Source organism: Psychroserpens sp. AS72 (assembly GCF_038900375.1).
Lineage (GTDB): Bacteria > Bacteroidota > Bacteroidia > Flavobacteriales > Flavobacteriaceae > Psychroserpens.
Genome location: NZ_JBBMRC010000009.1, coordinates 22,577 through 41,220 on the forward strand (window position 1 = coordinate 22,577; position 18,644 = coordinate 41,220).

Annotated in this window: 16 protein-coding genes; 13 read left to right on the forward strand and 3 right to left on the reverse strand. The window is 32.5% G+C overall.

Annotation, left to right across the window (positions count from 1 at the left end):
- Positions 1–98: 98 nt before the first annotated feature.
- Together ccsA and WNY78_RS14660 are read right to left on the reverse strand one after the other, a co-directional pair.
- Positions 99–3,446: a cytochrome c biogenesis protein CcsA gene (gene ccsA / locus WNY78_RS14655; protein ID WP_342873964.1), complete on the reverse strand. Its 3,348-nt coding sequence runs from the start codon at positions 3,444–3,446 to the stop codon at positions 99–101.
- A 486-nt stretch (positions 3,447–3,932) separates the two neighbouring features.
- Positions 3,933–4,337 (reverse strand): group III truncated hemoglobin, encoded by a 405-nt coding sequence (locus tag WNY78_RS14660; RefSeq protein WP_342873965.1) that lies wholly within the window; start codon positions 4,335–4,337, stop codon positions 3,933–3,935.
- Positions 4,338–4,413: 76 nt separating this feature from the next.
- Between WNY78_RS14660 and WNY78_RS14665 the strand changes: the two genes are divergently transcribed.
- The 10 genes from WNY78_RS14665 (at position 4,414) to WNY78_RS14710 (ending at position 14,812) form a co-directional block, all read left to right on the forward strand.
- Complete coding sequence (locus WNY78_RS14665) at positions 4,414–5,199, forward strand: DUF2520 domain-containing protein (protein WP_342873966.1); 786 nt, start codon at positions 4,414–4,416, stop codon at positions 5,197–5,199.
- 83 nt (positions 5,200–5,282) lie between these two features.
- Complete coding sequence (locus WNY78_RS14670; RefSeq protein ID WP_342873967.1) at positions 5,283–5,813, forward strand: HAD hydrolase family protein; 531 nt, start codon at positions 5,283–5,285, stop codon at positions 5,811–5,813.
- A gap of 155 nt (positions 5,814–5,968) precedes the next feature.
- On the forward strand, positions 5,969–6,886 hold the full coding sequence (locus WNY78_RS14675; protein ID WP_342873968.1) for a geranylgeranylglycerol-phosphate geranylgeranyltransferase: 918 nt from the start codon (positions 5,969–5,971) through the stop codon (positions 6,884–6,886).
- A gap of 1 nt (position 6,887) precedes the next feature.
- Entirely contained in the window at positions 6,888–7,475 is a 588-nt protein-coding gene (locus tag WNY78_RS14680; RefSeq protein ID WP_342873969.1) for a Maf-like protein, read from the forward strand.
- A gap of 35 nt (positions 7,476–7,510) precedes the next feature.
- A complete protein-coding gene (locus tag WNY78_RS14685) occupies positions 7,511–8,449 on the forward strand; it encodes a septum formation inhibitor Maf (protein WP_342873970.1) in 939 nt (312 codons plus the stop codon).
- A gap of 50 nt (positions 8,450–8,499) precedes the next feature.
- Positions 8,500–9,042 (forward strand): mechanosensitive ion channel domain-containing protein, encoded by a 543-nt coding sequence (locus WNY78_RS14690; RefSeq protein WP_342873971.1) that lies wholly within the window; start codon positions 8,500–8,502, stop codon positions 9,040–9,042.
- Between the two features lie 30 nt (positions 9,043–9,072).
- Entirely contained in the window at positions 9,073–9,420 is a 348-nt protein-coding gene (locus WNY78_RS14695; RefSeq protein WP_342873972.1) for a VOC family protein, read from the forward strand.
- Between the two features lie 95 nt (positions 9,421–9,515).
- Positions 9,516–12,038, forward strand: a complete 2,523-nt coding sequence (locus WNY78_RS14700; protein WP_342873973.1) for a PIG-L family deacetylase — start codon at positions 9,516–9,518, stop codon at positions 12,036–12,038.
- 103 nt (positions 12,039–12,141) lie between these two features.
- Positions 12,142–13,845 (forward strand): sodium:solute symporter, encoded by a 1,704-nt coding sequence (locus WNY78_RS14705; protein WP_342873974.1) that lies wholly within the window; start codon positions 12,142–12,144, stop codon positions 13,843–13,845.
- Positions 13,826–14,812, forward strand: a complete 987-nt coding sequence (locus WNY78_RS14710; protein WP_342873975.1) for a Gfo/Idh/MocA family oxidoreductase — start codon at positions 13,826–13,828, stop codon at positions 14,810–14,812. Before WNY78_RS14705 ends, WNY78_RS14710 begins: the two co-directional genes overlap by 20 nt.
- Before the next feature lie 82 nt (positions 14,813–14,894).
- Here the strand turns inward: WNY78_RS14710 and WNY78_RS14715 are convergent, their stop codons facing one another.
- Entirely contained in the window at positions 14,895–15,743 is an 849-nt protein-coding gene (locus WNY78_RS14715) for a DUF2911 domain-containing protein (RefSeq protein WP_342873976.1), read from the reverse strand.
- Between the two features lie 309 nt (positions 15,744–16,052).
- Here WNY78_RS14715 and WNY78_RS14720 point away from each other — a divergent pair, with 309 nt between their 5' ends.
- From WNY78_RS14720 to WNY78_RS14730, 3 genes are read left to right on the forward strand one after another with little or no spacing between them, the layout of a single operon-like run.
- Positions 16,053–16,709: a TetR family transcriptional regulator C-terminal domain-containing protein gene (locus WNY78_RS14720; RefSeq protein ID WP_342873977.1), complete on the forward strand. Its 657-nt coding sequence runs from the start codon at positions 16,053–16,055 to the stop codon at positions 16,707–16,709.
- Between the two features lie 10 nt (positions 16,710–16,719).
- A complete protein-coding gene (locus tag WNY78_RS14725; protein ID WP_342873978.1) occupies positions 16,720–18,030 on the forward strand; it encodes an AarF/UbiB family protein in 1,311 nt (436 codons plus the stop codon).
- Entirely contained in the window at positions 18,030–18,644 is a 615-nt protein-coding gene (locus WNY78_RS14730; protein WP_342873979.1) for a flavin reductase, read from the forward strand. Before WNY78_RS14725 ends, WNY78_RS14730 begins: the two co-directional genes overlap by 1 nt.

Consider the following 18,644-nt stretch of genomic DNA (forward strand, 5'->3'; position numbering starts at 1 on the left):
ATGACACCAAATACTAAAGTATTACAAGTATTTTTTTCTTAGGAAATATTAAATACATGACCTCATCGCAAAAAGGCAAAACAGATAACAGATAAATACTACTTCTTATAATACTTAACATACTTTCTATAAGCCAATGCACCAATAATAGCTAAAACTAGCAATGTCAATGCAATGTATTGGTAACTCAAAATCTGTTGTCCAGATTGGTATGAGTGTAAACCTGCCAAATAGAAATTAACACCAAAATAGGTAAAAAGAATACTAGCAAATGCAATTACAGAAAATAAATTAAAACCATAGCGACCACGAAGTCCTGGCATTAAACGCATGTGAATTACAAATGCATAAACAATAATACTAATAAGTGCCCAAGTTTCTTTTGGATCCCAACCCCAATATCGTCCCCAACTTTCGTTAGCCCACATACCTCCAAGGAAGTTTCCTATGGTTAACATCACTAAACCAACAGTTAGTGCCATTTCGTTAATTATGGTGAGTTCTCTAATATTAAGCAACATTTTGGATTTGTTCTTTTCCGTAGTAAAAATCATTAAAAGTAAAACGGTTAAACCTAAGATCATCCCAAGTGCAAAAGGTCCATAACTAGCAACGATAACTGCCACGTGAATCATAAGCCAATAACTATCTAAAACGGGTTGTAGATTACCAATAGCAGGATCTGCCCAATTCATGTGCGCAACTGCCAAAAGCATAGCAGTTACAAAAGCACCAGCAGCAATGGTTAAATACGATTTGTTTTTTCCTCCAATTATACTGTAAATAAATGCTTTGAAACCTTTAGGAGCATCTGCACTAGACTCTTTAGAAAGTAATAACCCGAAAAGCATCGTAGCCCAAGCAATATAGATCATAGACTCGTAACCGTTACTCCATGGTGCATGACCAGAAATGTACCAACGTACAATTAAACCTGCTGTTTGCAATAAAAACAATACGACTACTGCAATGGATAGACCTTTAATAATGGTGTTTAATACTTTGCTTTCTTCCTTAAATATTTGGATAATCAATAGTATAAAAAGCATTAAACCAACAAATAGGTAATACCAATAGAGCGTCTTGAAAATATCATACTTATTGTATAGAATTTCTGCTTTAATTTTTTCTTCGGAAAGCATGACCTCACTCCCAACTTCTGCTTGACTATTTTTAAATCCAGCTAACAAACGGTTTGAAAGTGTATAATCTCCCGATTTTTTTGCTTTATATAATTCACCTAAATAGAAACCAAAACTGTTTTCTATAAACTTTCCGTAGAGTGTATCTTTAATTTGTTCACGATATTCTTCTTTATAATCCATTGAAGAAATCCATGTATTACCTTCATCATTTGGTACTGGGAAAATCTTTATAGAACGACCATCAAGTGTATTAAACAACAAACTCATACGATCGTAAGCTTCTTTAAGTTGATTTTGATAAGCATTTGGTGTTTCGGCAGCATAGGCATCTTTAAGGTATGGTCCTATTTTGTTTCTACCATCATCAGTTAAAAAATCTGTGATAGATACATAATCTACGCTTTTATCAACACCAATTATATGTCTTATAGAATCTCCTTTTCGTTTTGCTAAATAAATGATTGGAACGTTGTACCAAAACAACGGACTTTCCTGCATGGAGAGTAATACTTGATTGGCATCAAACTCTTCGTAGTGGTCACGTTTGCTTAATTTCCTGAGGACTTCGGAAGCAAATGTATTCATTGGCATCATTCGTCCGCTATAATCTTGAATCACTAAAGCACCAAATTTATCTGCGTGTTCTTTAGGTGTGATATTCGAACGAATTACAGAATCTATTTCTGCTTTTGTAGGTCGCTCAATTTTAACAGTTGGTTGTGCTTGAGTACTATGATCATGACCATCACCTTCAAAATGCTGTTGTACTGTTTGTGTTGTATCTGCTTGATGATTATGTCCATCATCTGCACTATGTTCTTGTGAGAAACCAAGCATTCCGAAGAAAAATACAAGCACAGTAAGTGACTTTTCTTTTTTCGCTTTTACTTTTTTAAGCATACGCTTGAGATCTCCAAAACGTGAACCTTTTGCAAATAGAATTGCCATCAACCCAAAATACAATAACATGTATCCAAAATAAGTCACCCAAGTTCCCCATTTATCATGGTTAACAGAGAGTTTTGTTCCTTTTTCATCTGGATAGTAACTAGATTGAAAAAAGCGGAACCCTTCTTCATCTAATACATTATTCATAAAAATCTTATAATCGTATGGAGTTTGATTTGGTTTTATAACTGTTACGTCACTTGAGAAAGCTGAGAAGTTATTTTCGGTTCCAGGATAACGTTCTGCGACAAAATCGTTAAGCTTGATACTAAACGGTAATTCTTTAACAAGTGAACCGTATTTTACAGCGATATCAAGTCCTCCTACGTTAACTTGTTCAAAGCGTCCATTGATGTATTGTCCGCCTAATAAATTTACCGTTTTAGTTTCTCCATTAGCTGTCACATCGACTACAACTCCATCTTCTCGACTTTGCAGCATCTGTGATTTTTTAACGACTCCAAATTGTCCTTGGGTAATAGGTTTTGGAAATACAATCGCCATATTTGCCATTTGATAACGCGCTCTCAATTTAAAAGGCTGGATGGTATCTTTTAATAACGCTCCCGTTTCTTGGGTTGCCATAACCATATAATCACCTTCAAAAGGCGATTCTATAAACATTTTATTGCCTTCAGACGTGATATTAATTGCTCCAGGTTTTGGATTATTTAATGTAAAGACCACATTATGAATGAGCTCACCATCTTCATCTCCTTCTTTTATGTAATGACTATGTGATCCTTCATCACCAGCTTCAACCAATTTAAGGTATGAATCTCCAACATCACCAGGAATAATATCTAGCTCAGCATCTTTTATAAATTTCTTGACTTGGATGGTTACAGGTGTTCCATTGTATTCTGAGTGTAAAGTTAAGTCATTATCTAAACGTTCAGAAAAATCAACACGCTCTTGCACTACTTTTCTTTGTTGTTGCCCATTAACAACTAAATCACCATCAATAAATGTGGTTAAAAACACATCTCTAGTAAGGTATGTATTTTCGGTTTCACCTTCTCTAATTGGCATCCAACCTTCAAAACCAATATATCTTGTAATTCCTGCACCAATTAGAATAAAAATAAATGCTAAATGGAGCGACAAGGTTGCCCATTTTTCTTTTCTAAATAATCTATATCTAAATATATTACCTATAAAATTAATAACAAAAATGATCTGAATAGCTTCAAACCACCAAGCATTATATATGTAATGTCTAGAGTAAGGTGTTGGAGATGTATCTTGACCAGCGTCCATAAACGTACCAATAATCATGGATACAAAAAAGACAATAAATAATATACCAGTAAGACGTGTAGAAAAGAGAATGTTAGCAAGTTTCTTTTGCATAGCAAGAAGGCTTAAATTTTGTTGTGCAAAGGTAACTAATTATTCTCTTTTGGTTGTCCTGTTATGCAATCAAAAAAGTGTTAAATATGTTTTGGTGTTGGGTTGCTTTTTATGATTTTGATTTCATATAACTATTTGCATGTTTAATTTTCTCTAACATTCATTTTGTCTTGAAACAAAACGAATCAAAAATTCAAAACCATTCCTAGGAAATCATAAGTGACGTTCGCTTTTCTTTTTAGAATTCTTCGGAAAATTTTTGATGTTTAAGGAATGATTCCCTAGTGAAATCAAATCAAGATTATTTTGAAGCTCACTATTTCTTAGAATGTTTCCACTCATGAGACTTACTCTTATGTGATTACTCAGGTATTGAATTCTTCAATTTTAGAACAAATTTACCAAACCCAAATTTCCCGTAAAAGGTCTTCAGTCTATTTTCTATTCTCTATTTTCTTTTGTCTTTTATCTCTTAATTCTAGAATCTCAACTCTCCTCCTGTCTAGCCTTAAAAATATTTAAATACATAAAACTCCCCATTTTTCTAGCACGACGTTTAGCGTTTTCGGTGACTTCACCAGCAAAAAGCTCTTCAAGAGTTTCAAACCATAGGTTAAGCCAAATTCCGAAGTGAAGCTCTGTAATGCTATTATTATTTGCTTTATCTACCTTAACGTGTGCTTCTAGCGGATTTCCGTAGTACTTTTTCTCCAACTTTTTAGTCATAAATAAACTCGTTTCCCAAAAGGTCGTCAAGCGATCTAAATGTGCATCCCAATCTTTAATAGTGTCATTAAAAAAAGGACCTAACGTACTGTCTTTACGCACTTTTTTATAAAAAGTATCTACCAATAAAAACACGTCTTCGCGATTACTAATATCTTGGTTCATAGTCACAAAAGTAATTACTGAATTTAAATTATAGCATGATTATTATCATTTCTTATTTCTATTGTACTTTTGTGATATGATTTCAGTCGTAATTTTAGGAGCAGGCAATGTTGCTCATCATTTATACAAAGCTTTTTTTTCTTCGGAAAATGTCAAAGTAACCCAATGGTATAACCGAAATATATCAAGCATGCGACCTTATAACAATGAGGTGCAATTAACTGATGACATTTCTCAACTCGTTGAAGCAGATATATATATTATTGCAATAAGCGATGATGCTATTTCCGATTTATCAAAACAATTACCCTTTGAAAACCGATTGGTCGTTCATACCTCTGGAAGCGTTAGTGGTTATGATATTGATCAAAAAAACAGACGTGGTATATTTTATCCGTTGCAGACATTTTCTCAAGGTGCCGACATTGATTTTTCTACAGTACCAATTTGTTATGAAGCGTTGATGAGAAAAGATTATCCTATTTTAAAAGAATTGGCCCAATCAATATCAAATAACACAAAAAAAATAAATAGTGACCAGCGAGCAGTACTTCATTTGGCTGCTGTATTTGTAAATAATTTTACGAATCAATTATATCGAGTAGCACATGAAATCACAGAATCTCAAGGTGCTGAATTTGATTTACTAAAACCACTCATTCTAGAAACTGCAAATAAAGTACAAGACCTCTCGCCTTTTAAAGCGCAAACTGGTCCTGCAAAACGCAACGATAAAAAAACAATAAAAAGGCATTTAAAAATGCTCGATAATGAGCATCATAAAGATATATATAAGTTGATGACTGCTTCTATTAAGAAAACACATGCTTCGACAGGCTCAGTGACCGAAAACAAGAATTAAAAAAATAAAATTCAAATAATGGCACTTCGACAAATCGACTGCGCTTAGTGCAGGCAAGTTTAGTGACCAAAGAAGATAATTAAATGGACGATAAAAGCTATAAAGAATACCTAGAACACATTACAACATTCATTTTTGATGTAGATGGTGTACTTACAGATGGAACCGTAACCGTAATGACCAATGGAGACATGTTACGTCGCATGAACATAAAAGATGGTTATGCGCTTAAAACAGCTAAAAATGCTGGTTTTAATATTTGTATTATTTCTGGCGGAAGTAATCTTGGTGTTCAAAAACGTTTGGAAGGTCTAGGCATTACAGATATTTATTTGGGTGCTCATCAAAAGGTCAATCAATTCAACGAGTATTTGACTAACAACAATATTGACGCAAAAAATGTGTTGTATATGGGTGATGATATTCCAGATATTCCTGTGATGAAATTGGTTGGATTGGCTGTTTGTCCGCAAGACGCAGCAATAGAAGTCAAAGCGATAAGTCATTACATTTCTCATAAAGGTGGCGGACAAGGTGCAGCAAGAGATATCATTGAACAAATTTTGAAAGTTCAAGGCAAATGGGACGGAAATTTTGATGCTAAATATGATTAATTTAGCTATTGGCTTTTAGCGTGTTTGTTTGAGGGTAAAAAAATGGACGGAAAACTAAATGTTAAAACATAGCCATAATCGCATTCAGAATAAAAAAACTCAACTATTTATGCTGAACTTGTTTCAGTACTAACAACCAAACAACTAACAATAAATTGCACATTTTAAATCTCATTCGTTGGAAAAATCTCGCACTCATCATCATTGCGCAAGTACTTGTCAAATATGCACTTTTAGAACCTTTTAATGTTTTAACAACATTAAATACTTTAGGGTTTTCTCTTTTAGTAATAACCACTTTATGTATTGCAGCAGCAGGTAATATTATCAATGATATTTACGATGTTGAAACCGACAGCATCAACAAACCTAACAAAGTCATTATTGGCAAACATGTTTCAGAAAACACTGCTTATAATCTGTTTTTTGCCTTAAATATTATTGGTGTTATTTTAGGATTCTACTTATCGCATAGTGTTGGTAAAAGTTCATTTTTTGCCATATTTGTTATTATTTCTATTGCATTATACGTCTATGCGTCTTATTTAAAAGGAACCGTTTTATTTGGAAACATTCTCATCTCATTCTTAACTGCGATGAGCATAATTATCGTTGGGATTTTTGATTTGCTACCTTCAATGATTCCGCAAAACAGAGAAACACAACTCACTTTTTTAGACATTATTTTTGATTATGCTATTTTCGCATTCTTAATTAATTTGGTACGAGAATTAGTAAAAGATATTCAAGATGTTGATGGCGATTATAAAGCTGGCATGAACACTTTACCTATAGTTATTGGTCGCGAGCGCGCAAATAAAATTGCGTTTGTAGTGAGCATGATACCAATTGGAGCTGTTATATATTTTATAGTAACTTATTTATATAAACAGCCCATTGCCATTGGATATTTTCTCTTGTTTATTATTGCGCCTTTAATCTATAGCTCAATAAAGATATTTGGAGCTAGTAACAACTTTCATTACAAGCACATTAGCCTAGTTTATAAATTGGTGATGCTTTTTGGAATCTTATCTTTATTACTGTATCCATTTATAATTAAAACAACTTAAGATGATCCAAGACAAACTGAAAAATTATAATCTTATCCTAGCTTCTGGCTCACCTCGTCGTCAGCAATTTTTCAAAGATTTAGGTTTGAAGTTTGAGATTAGATTAAAACCTGTGAAAGAAGAATTCCCTAATCGGTTGACACATTTTGAAATCAGTGATTATTTAGCACAATTAAAATCGCTCCCTTTTAAAGATGAATTGAATGATAAAGATATTCTAGTTACTAGTGATACTATTGTTTGGCATAACAATGAAGCTTTAGGTAAACCTATAAATCATGATGATGCTTTTAACATGTTATCATCTATGAGTGATGCTACACATGATGTTATTACGTCAATATGCTTCACGACTAAAACGTCTCAAAAAACAGTCTATGCTGTTACAAAAGTAACTTTTAAAGCACTTACCGAAGACGAAATAAATTACTACATCAACAATTTTAAACCCTTTGATAAAGCTGGTGCTTATGGGATTCAAGAATGGATTGGTCAAATTGGGATTACAAATATTGAAGGTTCTTACTCTAATGTTGTAGGATTACCAACTCACCTACTTTACAAAACGTTAAACAGTATGGTTCTGTAGGGTTTGGTTTGTAATTTTGTATAAAATTTACAGACATGAAAAACCTTCAGATTATAATGCTTTTTTTCTTCGGAATATTTGCATCATGTAAAGACACAACGTCACAAAAAGACCAAGCTTTGAAAAGCGAGCCAATTTCCGAAGTATCAAAAACACTTCCGAAAGAACAATCATATGAACAATCTCAAGAATTTAAAGACTATTGGTATGCTGGAGAAGCAGAAATAACTTCATACAAATTAGAGCAAGCACGCTATGGTGAAATGAGAGATGGTAGTGCTGTTTTAGTATTTGTTACAGAAGATTTTTTACCTAAAAAACAAGTCAAAGCAGATCGTTATGACAAAGCCAATGCTCCTGTTTTAAAATTAAATGCTACTAAAAATTTTAATACTGGTATTTATCCATATTCTATAATGCAATCCACATTTTATCCTGTGAGTAATAATCAACATGCGCTTAAAGTGAGTTGCTCTGTTCAAGAATGGTGTGGTCATGTGTACACTCAACTTAATAATCGTGATCAGTTTGAAATCACATCGCACAGTTATTTTGAAAGCGATGCAGACCAAGAGTTCACATTAGATAAAGCAATTTTAGAAAATGAATTATGGACGCAATTACGATTAGATCCTAAAAGTTTACCTGTTGGACATTTCGATATGATCCCTTCAATGGAATTTATTAGACTCAAACATATAGAAATGAAACCTTATTCTGCAAAAGCAATTAACAATGAAGGTCAATACATTATCTATTATCATGAGCTTGATCGTAAATTAACCATTAATTACAATCCAAGTTTTCCTTATGAAATAACTAGTTGGGAGGAAACTTTCAAGGAAGGCTCTGGTGCAAATACAAAAACACTAACTACAAAAGCTACAAAGCTCAAAACCATTACATCTGCATATTGGAATAAGAAATCAAATGCTGATGAAAACTTACGAGAAACACTCAAATTAAATCGTTAAGATTTTCAAATTTGTAATGTATCTTTAACCAATAAATTAAACACGTTTTCATGATTTTTGAAACATACAAATCTGAACTTATTATTACTGCAATAGTACTTATTGTATTATTTTTTGTGCGCTTATTTAGTCATAAAATTATAAGAAAAATTGGAAGAAAAAGCGATATTAACGAAGCACGTATAAAACTGATTAACAGATATGTGTCTGTCACATTCTTTATTATTGCATTAATTATAGAAGCATTTGTTTTTGGTGCAGAATTTAAAGACATGGCTCTTGTCTTTTCTTCAGTTTTTGCAATTATTGGTATTGCCCTTTTTGCAATTTGGTCTATTTTAAGCAACATTACATCTGGGATTATCATGTTCTTTTCGTTTCCATATAAAGTGGGTGATAAAGTCAGAATTCATGATAAGGATTTTCCTATAGAAGCTATCATTGAAGACATTAGAGCGTTTCAATTACATCTACGTCAAGACAATGGTGATTTGGTAACATATCCTAATAATTTAATTCTTCAAAAAGGCGTGACACTTATAGAAAAAGATGCAATTGATGGATTTCATGATGATGGTAGTGATTCAGTTTAATTTTTATAACTACTAAATACAATTAGCATAATGTCACCTACTAACAACCACATCAATTATATAGAGCTTTATGCTAACGATCTAGATAGTGTAAAAACATTTTACACCAATGTATTTGAATGGACGTTTACAGATTATGGTCCAACTTATACCGCTTTTGAAAACAGCGGATTATCAGGTGGTTTTGAAAAAACAGACAAACCCATAACAAATGGTGCTTTAGTCGTTATATATCATAATAATTTAGAGAATATTCGATTAAAAATATTGGATTATGGTTGTAAGATTTCGGTAGATATTTTTTCATTTCCTGGTGGTAGACGATTTCAGTTTATTGATCCAACTGGTAATGAACTTGCGGTTTGGTGTCATGAATAATTCTATTTGTCTACTGATTTAACGTTAAAGAAATCTAAAAACAAGCACTCACATATCATCATTCGTTATATTTGATTTCAACTAACTATCAAATAATGAAGACACGATTACATCTGCTCCTTTTATTACTTTTTTCAACAACTTTAATTACAGCACAACAGCCTAAAAAACCTACCTCATCTGAGATTTTTGAATCTATAAAAAAGTTGAATTTTTTAGGTTCTGTATTATATGTTGCTGCACATCCTGATGATGAAAATACACGGCTTATTTCGTATATGTCTAATGAAGTTAAAGCTAGAACTGCTTACCTATCTTTAACCAGAGGTGATGGAGGACAAAACTTAATTGGCACAGAAATTAGAGAACTTCTAGGCGTTATGCGAACACAAGAGTTGTTAGCAGCTAGACGAGTTGATGGAGGCGAACAATTATTTACACGTGCCAATGATTTTGGCTATTCTAAACATCCTGATGAAACATTAGATATTTGGGATAAGGATAAAGTATTAAGTGATGTTGTTTTAGCTATTAGACAATTTAAACCAGATGTTATTATTAATAGGTTTGATCACAGACGTGCAGGACAAACGCATGGTCATCACACAAGTTCGGCATTATTAAGTATGGAAGCTTTTGATTTGGTCAACAATCCTTCTTCTTATCCAGAGCAATTATCAAACACAGAGTTATGGCAACCAAAACGTTTATTTTACAATACGTCTTGGTGGAGATATGGCAGCAAAGAAGAATTTGATAAAGTTGACAAAAGCAACATGGTCATGTTAGATGTTGGTGTATACTATCCGCTAAAAGGCTTGTCTAATAACGAATTAGCTTCCATTGCTAGTAGTCAGCATTTATGTCAAGGTTTTGGAAGATTAACACAACGTGGAGCTCAAGAAGAATATATCGAGTTTTTAAAGGGAGACGCAATCAATAACAACGCAAATGTATTTGATGGGATTGATACCACTTGGAATCGTATTAAAGGCGGACAAGCCATAGGAAACATTCTATTAGAAGTTGAAAATAGTTTCAATTTTATAAATCCATCTGAGCATCTACCAAAATTATTAGAGGCTTATCAATTAGTTTCTAAAATTGAAGATAAGCACTGGAAAACTATTAAAACCAAGGAAATAAAATCTATTATAGAAGCTTGCGCTGGATTGTATTTAGAAGTTTCTGCGGAAACGAACTGGGCAACTCAAAACGAAACTATCAATTTAAATATTGAGGTACTTAATCGTAGTCAGCAAAATATTACGCTAGTTAGCTTAAATACATCTCGTGATTTAGAGATTTCTAAAAATATCAATCTTGAAGAAAATACGAAGTTCGATTTTAAAGAACCAATTACCATTCCTTCAAATCAAAAACCAACAACGCCTTATTGGTTAGCAGAAAAAGGAACTTTAGGAATGTACAAAGCAGATCCAGAGTTTATTGGAAAACCTGAAACACCTCGCGTTTTCAATGTAGATTTCAATGTGTTAATCAACAAAATTCCAATAACATTTACTAAACCTGTAGTGTATCGTTATTCTAAACCAGATAAAGGCGAACTCTACAAGCCTTTTGAAATCATACCAGAAGCTTCTGCTAAAATTTCAGAAAAAGTGATTATCCTAGATTCAGATAAACAGCATGATATTGAAGTTATCGTCAAGGCAGGACGAGCTAATATTGAAGGTTTTGTTCAAATTGCTCATCCAAAAAACTGGAGTGTTTATCCTGAAAAGCAAAAAGTAACTATTGCTAATAAAGGTCAAGAAGAACGATTAATTTTCACTGTTGTGCCTCCAAAAGAGCAAAGTGAAGGTTTATTGACACCAATGGTTCATATTGGAGAAAATATTTACACTAGAGAGCTCATTGAAATTGACTATGATCACATTCCGTTTCAAACCGTTTTACTACCAAGTGAAAGTAAAATTGTGCGTTTAGATATTAAAAAACAAGGTCAAAACATCGGTTATATTGAAGGAGCTGGAGATGTTGTACCTGAGAGTTTAAGACAAATAGGATATAACGTTGCAATTTTAAAACCCGAAGATATTTCCGCAGAAAACCTCAAACGTTTTGATGCAATCGTGGTTGGAATTAGAGCTTACAATACTGTTGAAGAACTTAAATTTAAACAACAATTATTGTTTGATTATGTCGCTCAAGGCGGAAATATGATTGTACAATACAATACGAGTCGTGGCATTAAAGTAGATGACATTGCACCTTACGATTTAAAATTATCGAGAGATAGAGTTACAGATGAATTTGCAGAAGTTAGATTATTAGCGACAAACCATGAAGTATTAAACTTTCCGAATAGAATTACATCAAAAGATTTTGAAGGCTGGACACAAGAACGTGGTTTGTATTTTCCTGATCAATGGTCGAGTGAGTTCACCTCTATTTTATCAATGAATGATAAAGGTGAAACACCAAAAACAGGAAGTTTACTCGTTGCAAAACACGGAAAAGGATATTACGTCTATACAGGATTAAGCTTTTTTAGAGAATTTCCTGCAGGAGTTTCGGGAGCATATCGACTATTTGCCAATATGTTATCGCTTGGAAAAAATGATTTAAACCAACCTGAACAAATCAAAAATTAATCAATCATGGAAAAATATAAATGGAACAAGATGTACACTTTAGTACTCGCAGCCAATATCATATATATTATAGCTTTTTACTTCATCACAAAAGCCTTTTAAGATGCAAGAATTAGATTGGATTATACTTATTGGAACCTTATTACTTATTGTTATCTACGGAACATATCAATCACGTGGCAGCAAGAATGTTCAAGATTATTTAAAAGGTGGTAATACTTCAAAATGGTACACTATTGGTTTATCCGTTATGGCTACTCAAGCCAGTGCTATTACGTTTTTATCAACTCCAGGACAGGCTTTTAACGACGGAATGGGATTTGTGCAATTCTATATAGGTTTACCAATTGCTATGGTTATAATTTGCATGGTATTTATTCCATTATATCATCGACTTAAAGTATATACAGCCTACGAATTTCTAGAAAATAGATTCGATTTAAAAACTAGAACACTTACTGCTATTTTGTTTTTAATCCAACGTGGATTGGCTGCAGGAATCACCATTTTTGCACCTGCAATTATTTTGTCTGCTGTTTTAGGATGGAATCTTTTACTACTAAATATCATCATTGGAGTTCTCGTTATTATCTATACCGTTTCTGGAGGAACAAAAGCAGTAAACGTGACTCAAAAACATCAAATGATTGTGATTTTCACAGGAATGATAATCGCATTCTTTTTAATTATTGATAAACTTCCTGAAGGCATCACATTTACAAAAGCTCTGGATATTGCTGGTGCAAGTGGAAAAATGGAAGTCTTAGATTTTTCGTTTAGTTTAGATAATCGATATACAGTTTGGAGTGGACTTATTGGTGGTACATTTTTAATGCTCTCCTATTTTGGAACAGATCAAAGTCAGGTACAACGTTATCTTTCTGGTAAATCATTAAAAGAGATGCAAATTGGAATGATGTTTAACGGACTCCTAAAAGTACCAATGCAATTCTTTATTTTGTTGGTAGGTGTTATGGTGTTTGTGTTTTATCAATTTAATGAAGCACCAGTAAATTTTAATCCTAATGCAACTAAAATCGTTTCAAACTCGCAGTATGCTGATGAATATAAAGCTATACAAGAAAAACAACATGATATCTTCGTCATGAAGAAAGCAACAATCACTGAGTTTTCTAATACGAGTGAAAAAGTGAATCCAGAAATTATAGCAAAATACAATACACAAAGTGATGACTTAAGAGCAGAAGCTAGAATTTTAATAGAAAAGGCTGGCGATTCTCAAAATATAAAAGTAGAGAGTAACGATAAAGATTATGTTTTTTTAAATTTCATTTTAAACAACTTACCTCGAGGACTCATTGGCTTATTGCTCGCTGTAATTTTAAGCGCAGCAATGTCTAGTACTGCAAGTGAATTAAACGCTTTAGCAAGTACTACAGCAATGGATTTGTACAAGAGAAATACAAGAGAGAAATCAGAAAAACAGATGGTTAAAGCGTCTCGATATTTTACATTAGCTTGGGGAATTATCGCCATTGGAGTTGCTTGTGTTGCCAATCTTGCTGAGAATTTAATTCAACTTGTCAATATCATTGGTTCTATTTTCTACGGAAATGTGCTAGGTATTTTCCTGCTAGGCTTCTTTTTCAAATTCGTTAAAGGAAACGCAGTATTTGTAGCAGGATTAATCACTCAGGTATTAGTAATTGCGTTATTCTTATTAGACAAGTATGAATACATTAACTTACCGTTTTTATGGTTAAATTTTGTAGGATGTGCAATTGTTATTGCTATAGCTTGTCTTTTGCAATCAATACAATCCAAAGATGAATTCACAACAGCATAAAAATATAAAATGGGGAATTATAGGTCTTGGACATATAGCAAATAAATTTGCTCAAGATTTACTTAAAGTTGAGAATGCAACGCTCTATGCTGTTGCGTCTCGAAATCTAAACAAAGCTAGTGAGTTTGCTAAAACCTATAATGTAAATCATGCTTACGGAACTTACGAAGCATTAGTTAACGACCCAAATATAGATGCTGTTTACATTGCAACACCTCACGCATTTCACAACGAGAATACCATTTTATGCCTAAATCATAAAAAAGCAGTGTTGTGTGAGAAACCCTTTGCTATGAACTTAAGCGAAGTTGATGAAATGATTGCCACTGCTAAAGCGAACAACACTTTGTTGATGGAGGCGATGTGGACGTATTTTCTTCCGCATTATCAATTTGCTTTACAACATATTAAAGATGAAACCTTTGGGAAGATTGTGAAGATTGAAGCAGATTTTGGTTTTAAACCAGAGCTTGATATGACCTCACGTGTATTTAATAAATCTTTAGGAGGTGGAAGTTTATTGGACATAGGCATCTATCCTATTTTTGCTGCATTATCTACTTTAGGACAACCTATTCATATAGAATCTAAAGCAACTTTTTTTGAAAACGATGTTGATTCGTCATGCTTAATGTTATTTAGTTACGACAATGATGTTGAAGCACATTTAAAAAGCACATTTCTTGAAAAAACACCAACTGAAGCTAAGTTCTATTGTGAACTTGGTACCATTAAAATAAATTCTAGATTTCATGGACCATCAAATGTGACGCTCATTTCCGAAGAAAAAGAAGAAACCATAGACTTTGATTATTCAACTAATGGGTATTACTACGAGATTCTTCATTTTAATCAACTCCTAAGAGATGATAAAAAAGAAAGTGATGTGATGACGTTTGATTTCAGTAGAACACTAATTCAACTTTTAGATACTGTGAGGCATCAAATTGGTCTTAATTATAAATAAAAAAAGACCCTTTGAAAATTCAAAAGGTCTAATTATTAAGTTTTATTATTTCCGAACCTGTCTGTCAGCAGGCAGGGAAAAATTACATTGCTCCCCATTCTTTAAGAGAAGCCATATTTTGCTTTACGTAATTATCGTTTCCAGCTTCTTTAGCAGCAGCCATAGACTTTTTTGCTAATTCAATTGCTCCTTTCTTATCTCCAGCAGCAGCATAAATTAATGATTGCTTTCTCACTTGCCAATAACCTGGCTTTTCAATCATTGACATTGCTTTGTCAATCCATTCTTTAGCTTTCTTAATATCTTTACCAGATGTCAAGTAATAGACAGCAGCAGCATAATAATCATTTGCACTTGGTCCAGCCATTATTTTATCAATTGTAGTTGTTACTGTTTTATCTGTTGGTACAGTAAAAGGAATCCCTACATAAGACTTTTCCCAGATGATATCAATAGTTCCTCCTGTTGAAGTGATATTGTTAATATCCATTGTCATTGTTTCAACACTAAATGGAATTTGCATCACTTTAACTTTAGCAGTTGCAGCTACTTTGCTATCATCCCATTCTTTAGGAACTCCAGAATTGTTTGTATCTGTGTAAAACATAACATCCCATTGTGTAGCAGAATTTAATTTTGTAAAAATTGCATAAGATCCAGCTTTTAATTCTTGACCTGCAACTGTTACATCATCACTAAAAGTGATGATTGAGTTTTTGTTTGCTCCTGTTCTCCAAATGCCTCCATAAGGCTCTAAATCTCCAAAGATTGTTCTTCCTTTTACACTTGGTCTTGAGTACTCAATAGTAATATCTGTTAATCCAACCTTTTGTTCTAGTTTAGAAAACGGACTTGGTGCTGGTGTTTCAATTTGCGCGTATGCTGCGAAAGACATCGCAAAAACAGCAAATACTAGTAATAATTTTTTCATAGTTGTTATTTTAATGATTAGTTTTTAATTCCTGTAAATTTACAAACTAGCTCTTTCTAAGTTTGTTAAGGAAAACTTAAATTAAAGAACTTCATAAATTCATTTGCACGTAATAAAGCAAACCTATATATAGAATTTTCTATGAATACTAATTAGTAGTAAGCACAGGTTTATTGCACATAAAATTTGCTCACTTATGTATTAGAATTATTGTAAATGTTTCTGAATATATAATGTCTTGTTAATTTTGTTTAACTATTAATAAAAAAGATTAAACATTTTGTATTTTTGTTAAACAATTTAAAAGTTATGGCAAAAAAGAAAAACATTACAAGTATAGATATCATATCATTTTACATGGATTATGTATTAGAGCATAATGAGCAACCAAAAACAGTTTATGCATTTGCAAAAGCAAATAATTTTGAAGAGCAAAAGTTTTATGAGCATTTTGGATCATTAGATTCTGTTGAAAAATTTGTATTTACAGAGTTTTTTAATAACACTATTACAGTACTAAATAAAAGTGAAGATTACCAAACTTTTGATCCTCGCAACAAACTATTAAGTTTTTATTTTACTTTTTTCGAAAACTTAACAGCAAATCGTAGTTATGTGAAATACGCCTTAGAGCACCATAAAAACAGTCTTAAAACTTTGAGTTTACTCAAAGTTTTAAAACATGTTTTTACGAGTTATATAGAACATTTAGAAATCGACCTTATAGATATCAAACAAGAACAGATTGATAGAATTCAACAAAGAGGACTTAAAGAAACTGCTTGGTTGCAACTTTTATTAACCATGAAGTTTTGGATGGATGATACTTCACCTAGTTTTGAAAAGACAGATATTTTCATCGAGAAATCTGTCAATACTAGTTTTGACCTTTTAGATGTTGCTCCAGTAAGACAACTAATAGACTTTGGAAAATTTATTTTCAAAGAAAAAATTCAAATGAACTAAACGCTCCATTATGAAAACTATAGATAAAATACCTACATCCAAAATTCAACGCGCAACCAAACTTGTATCTACAGGTGCAAAAGTTGGCGTTAATTATCTCAAATATTATGGAGACAAATTAACAAAAACCGAAATTGAAGCCAAAGAACGTTTAAATCAGAATAACGCAGAAGATATTTACGACGGACTAAAACAACTCAAAGGAAGTGCACTTAAAGTCGCACAGATGTTGAGTATGGAGAAAAGCATCTTGCCACAAGCTTATGTAGAGAAATTCTCATTGGCACAATTCTCTGTTCCTCCTCTATCTCCACCTTTGGTTTTAAAAACATTTAAAAAATACTTCGGAAAATCGCCAAACGAAATTTTTGATACTTTCAATGCAACTTCTGTAAATGCTGCAAGTATTGGACAAGTCCATATTGCAGAAAAAAACGGGAAGAAACTTGCTGTGAAAATCCAATATCCTGGAGTTGCAGAGAGTATCTCATCAGACCTTGCAATGGTTAAACCTATTGCAATGAGTATGTTTAATATTAAAGGAAAAGATTCTGATAAATATTTCAAAGAAGTTGAAGGCAAACTCATTGAAGAAACGAATTACATTTTAGAAGTTGAGCAAAGCAAAGAAATTGCACGCAAATGTGCTCATATTCCTAATTTATTAATTCCTGAGTATTACGAAGAATTATCCTCAGAACGTATCATTACCATGGATTATATGGAAGGTGAACACCTTTCAGAATTCACATCTTATAATACAAACCAAGACTATTCAAATCAATTAGGACAAGCACTTTGGGATTTCTATATGTTCCAGATTCACAACTTGAGAAAAGTTCATGCAGATCCGCATCCTGGAAACTTTTTAGTATCTGACGAAGCCAAATTAATTGCCTTAGATTTTGGTTGTATGAAAACCATACCTAATGAATTTTATGTACCATATTTTGAATTAGCTGAAAAAGAAAACATCAATAACCGTGAGAAATTTGTAGAGAAATTGTACCAACTCGAAATATTAAGAGAAGATGACAATGCTAAGGAAGTTGCATTCTTTACAGAGATGTTTCATGAAATGCTAAGTCTATTCACGCAACCTTTACATGCAGAAACATTTGATTTTTCTAATGGAGATTTCTTCGGAAAAATAGCAGAACTTGGAGAACGTTATTCAAAAAACACAGAATTGCGTAAAATGAATGCAAATCGAGGATCAAAGCACTTTATTTACATCAACCGTACATTTTTCGGACTATATAATTTAATGTTTGATTTGAAAGCTAAAGGTATTAAAATCAATAATTTCAAAACATTATAATGACTTATATTGATAATGAAGAATTGGACACATTTGATCATTTATACAGAATCAACTTAATAAACAGTTGTTCTGGATATAAGTCAGCTAATTTATTAGGCACCAAATCTGCAAGTGGTATTGAAAATGTTGCAGTATTTAGTTCTGTAACTCATATAGGATCAAATCCTGCAATGCTAGGTTTTTTCTGCAGGCCAACTTCTATGACTCGAAATACTTATGACAATATAAAAAGTACTGGATTTTATACCATTAATCACATTCATGAATCTATTTTAGAAGATGCACATCACACATCTGCCAAATATGATGCTCACATTTCAGAATTTGATAAAACACAGCTCATTTCAGAATATAAAAAAGAATTCAAAGCTCCTTTTGTAAAAACTGCACCTCTTCAATTGGCAATGGAATTTGTTGAAGAGTATCATATTAAAGCAAACGATACGATATTAGTCATTGGAAAAATCGTAGGTTTATATATAGATAATGAGCTACTTGAAAACGATGGGTTTATAAATCTATCAAAAGCTAATGTCGCAGCAATTAATGGTTTAGATGGTTATGCTGTACCAAAATCAAATACTAGATTAAAATATCAACGACCTAAATAA

Coding starts and splice junctions, on each gene's coding strand:
- ccsA (WP_342873964.1), bottom strand. CDS start 3,446: ATGCAAAAGAAACTTGCTAACATTCTCTTTTCTACACGTCTTACTGGT.
- WNY78_RS14660 (WP_342873965.1), bottom strand. CDS start 4,337: ATGAACCAAGATATTAGTAATCGCGAAGACGTGTTTTTATTGGTAGAT.
- WNY78_RS14665 (WP_342873966.1), top strand. CDS start 4,414: ATGATTTCAGTCGTAATTTTAGGAGCAGGCAATGTTGCTCATCATTTA.
- WNY78_RS14670 (WP_342873967.1), top strand. CDS start 5,283: ATGGACGATAAAAGCTATAAAGAATACCTAGAACACATTACAACATTC.
- WNY78_RS14680 (WP_342873969.1), top strand. CDS start 6,888: ATGATCCAAGACAAACTGAAAAATTATAATCTTATCCTAGCTTCTGGC.
- WNY78_RS14685 (WP_342873970.1), top strand. CDS start 7,511: ATGAAAAACCTTCAGATTATAATGCTTTTTTTCTTCGGAATATTTGCA.
- WNY78_RS14690 (WP_342873971.1), top strand. CDS start 8,500: ATGATTTTTGAAACATACAAATCTGAACTTATTATTACTGCAATAGTA.
- WNY78_RS14695 (WP_342873972.1), top strand. CDS start 9,073: ATGTCACCTACTAACAACCACATCAATTATATAGAGCTTTATGCTAAC.
- WNY78_RS14700 (WP_342873973.1), top strand. CDS start 9,516: ATGAAGACACGATTACATCTGCTCCTTTTATTACTTTTTTCAACAACT.
- WNY78_RS14705 (WP_342873974.1), top strand. CDS start 12,142: ATGCAAGAATTAGATTGGATTATACTTATTGGAACCTTATTACTTATT.
- WNY78_RS14710 (WP_342873975.1), top strand. CDS start 13,826: ATGAATTCACAACAGCATAAAAATATAAAATGGGGAATTATAGGTCTT.
- WNY78_RS14715 (WP_342873976.1), bottom strand. CDS start 15,743: ATGAAAAAATTATTACTAGTATTTGCTGTTTTTGCGATGTCTTTCGCA.
- WNY78_RS14720 (WP_342873977.1), top strand. CDS start 16,053: ATGGCAAAAAAGAAAAACATTACAAGTATAGATATCATATCATTTTAC.
- WNY78_RS14725 (WP_342873978.1), top strand. CDS start 16,720: ATGAAAACTATAGATAAAATACCTACATCCAAAATTCAACGCGCAACC.
- WNY78_RS14730 (WP_342873979.1), top strand. CDS start 18,030: ATGACTTATATTGATAATGAAGAATTGGACACATTTGATCATTTATAC.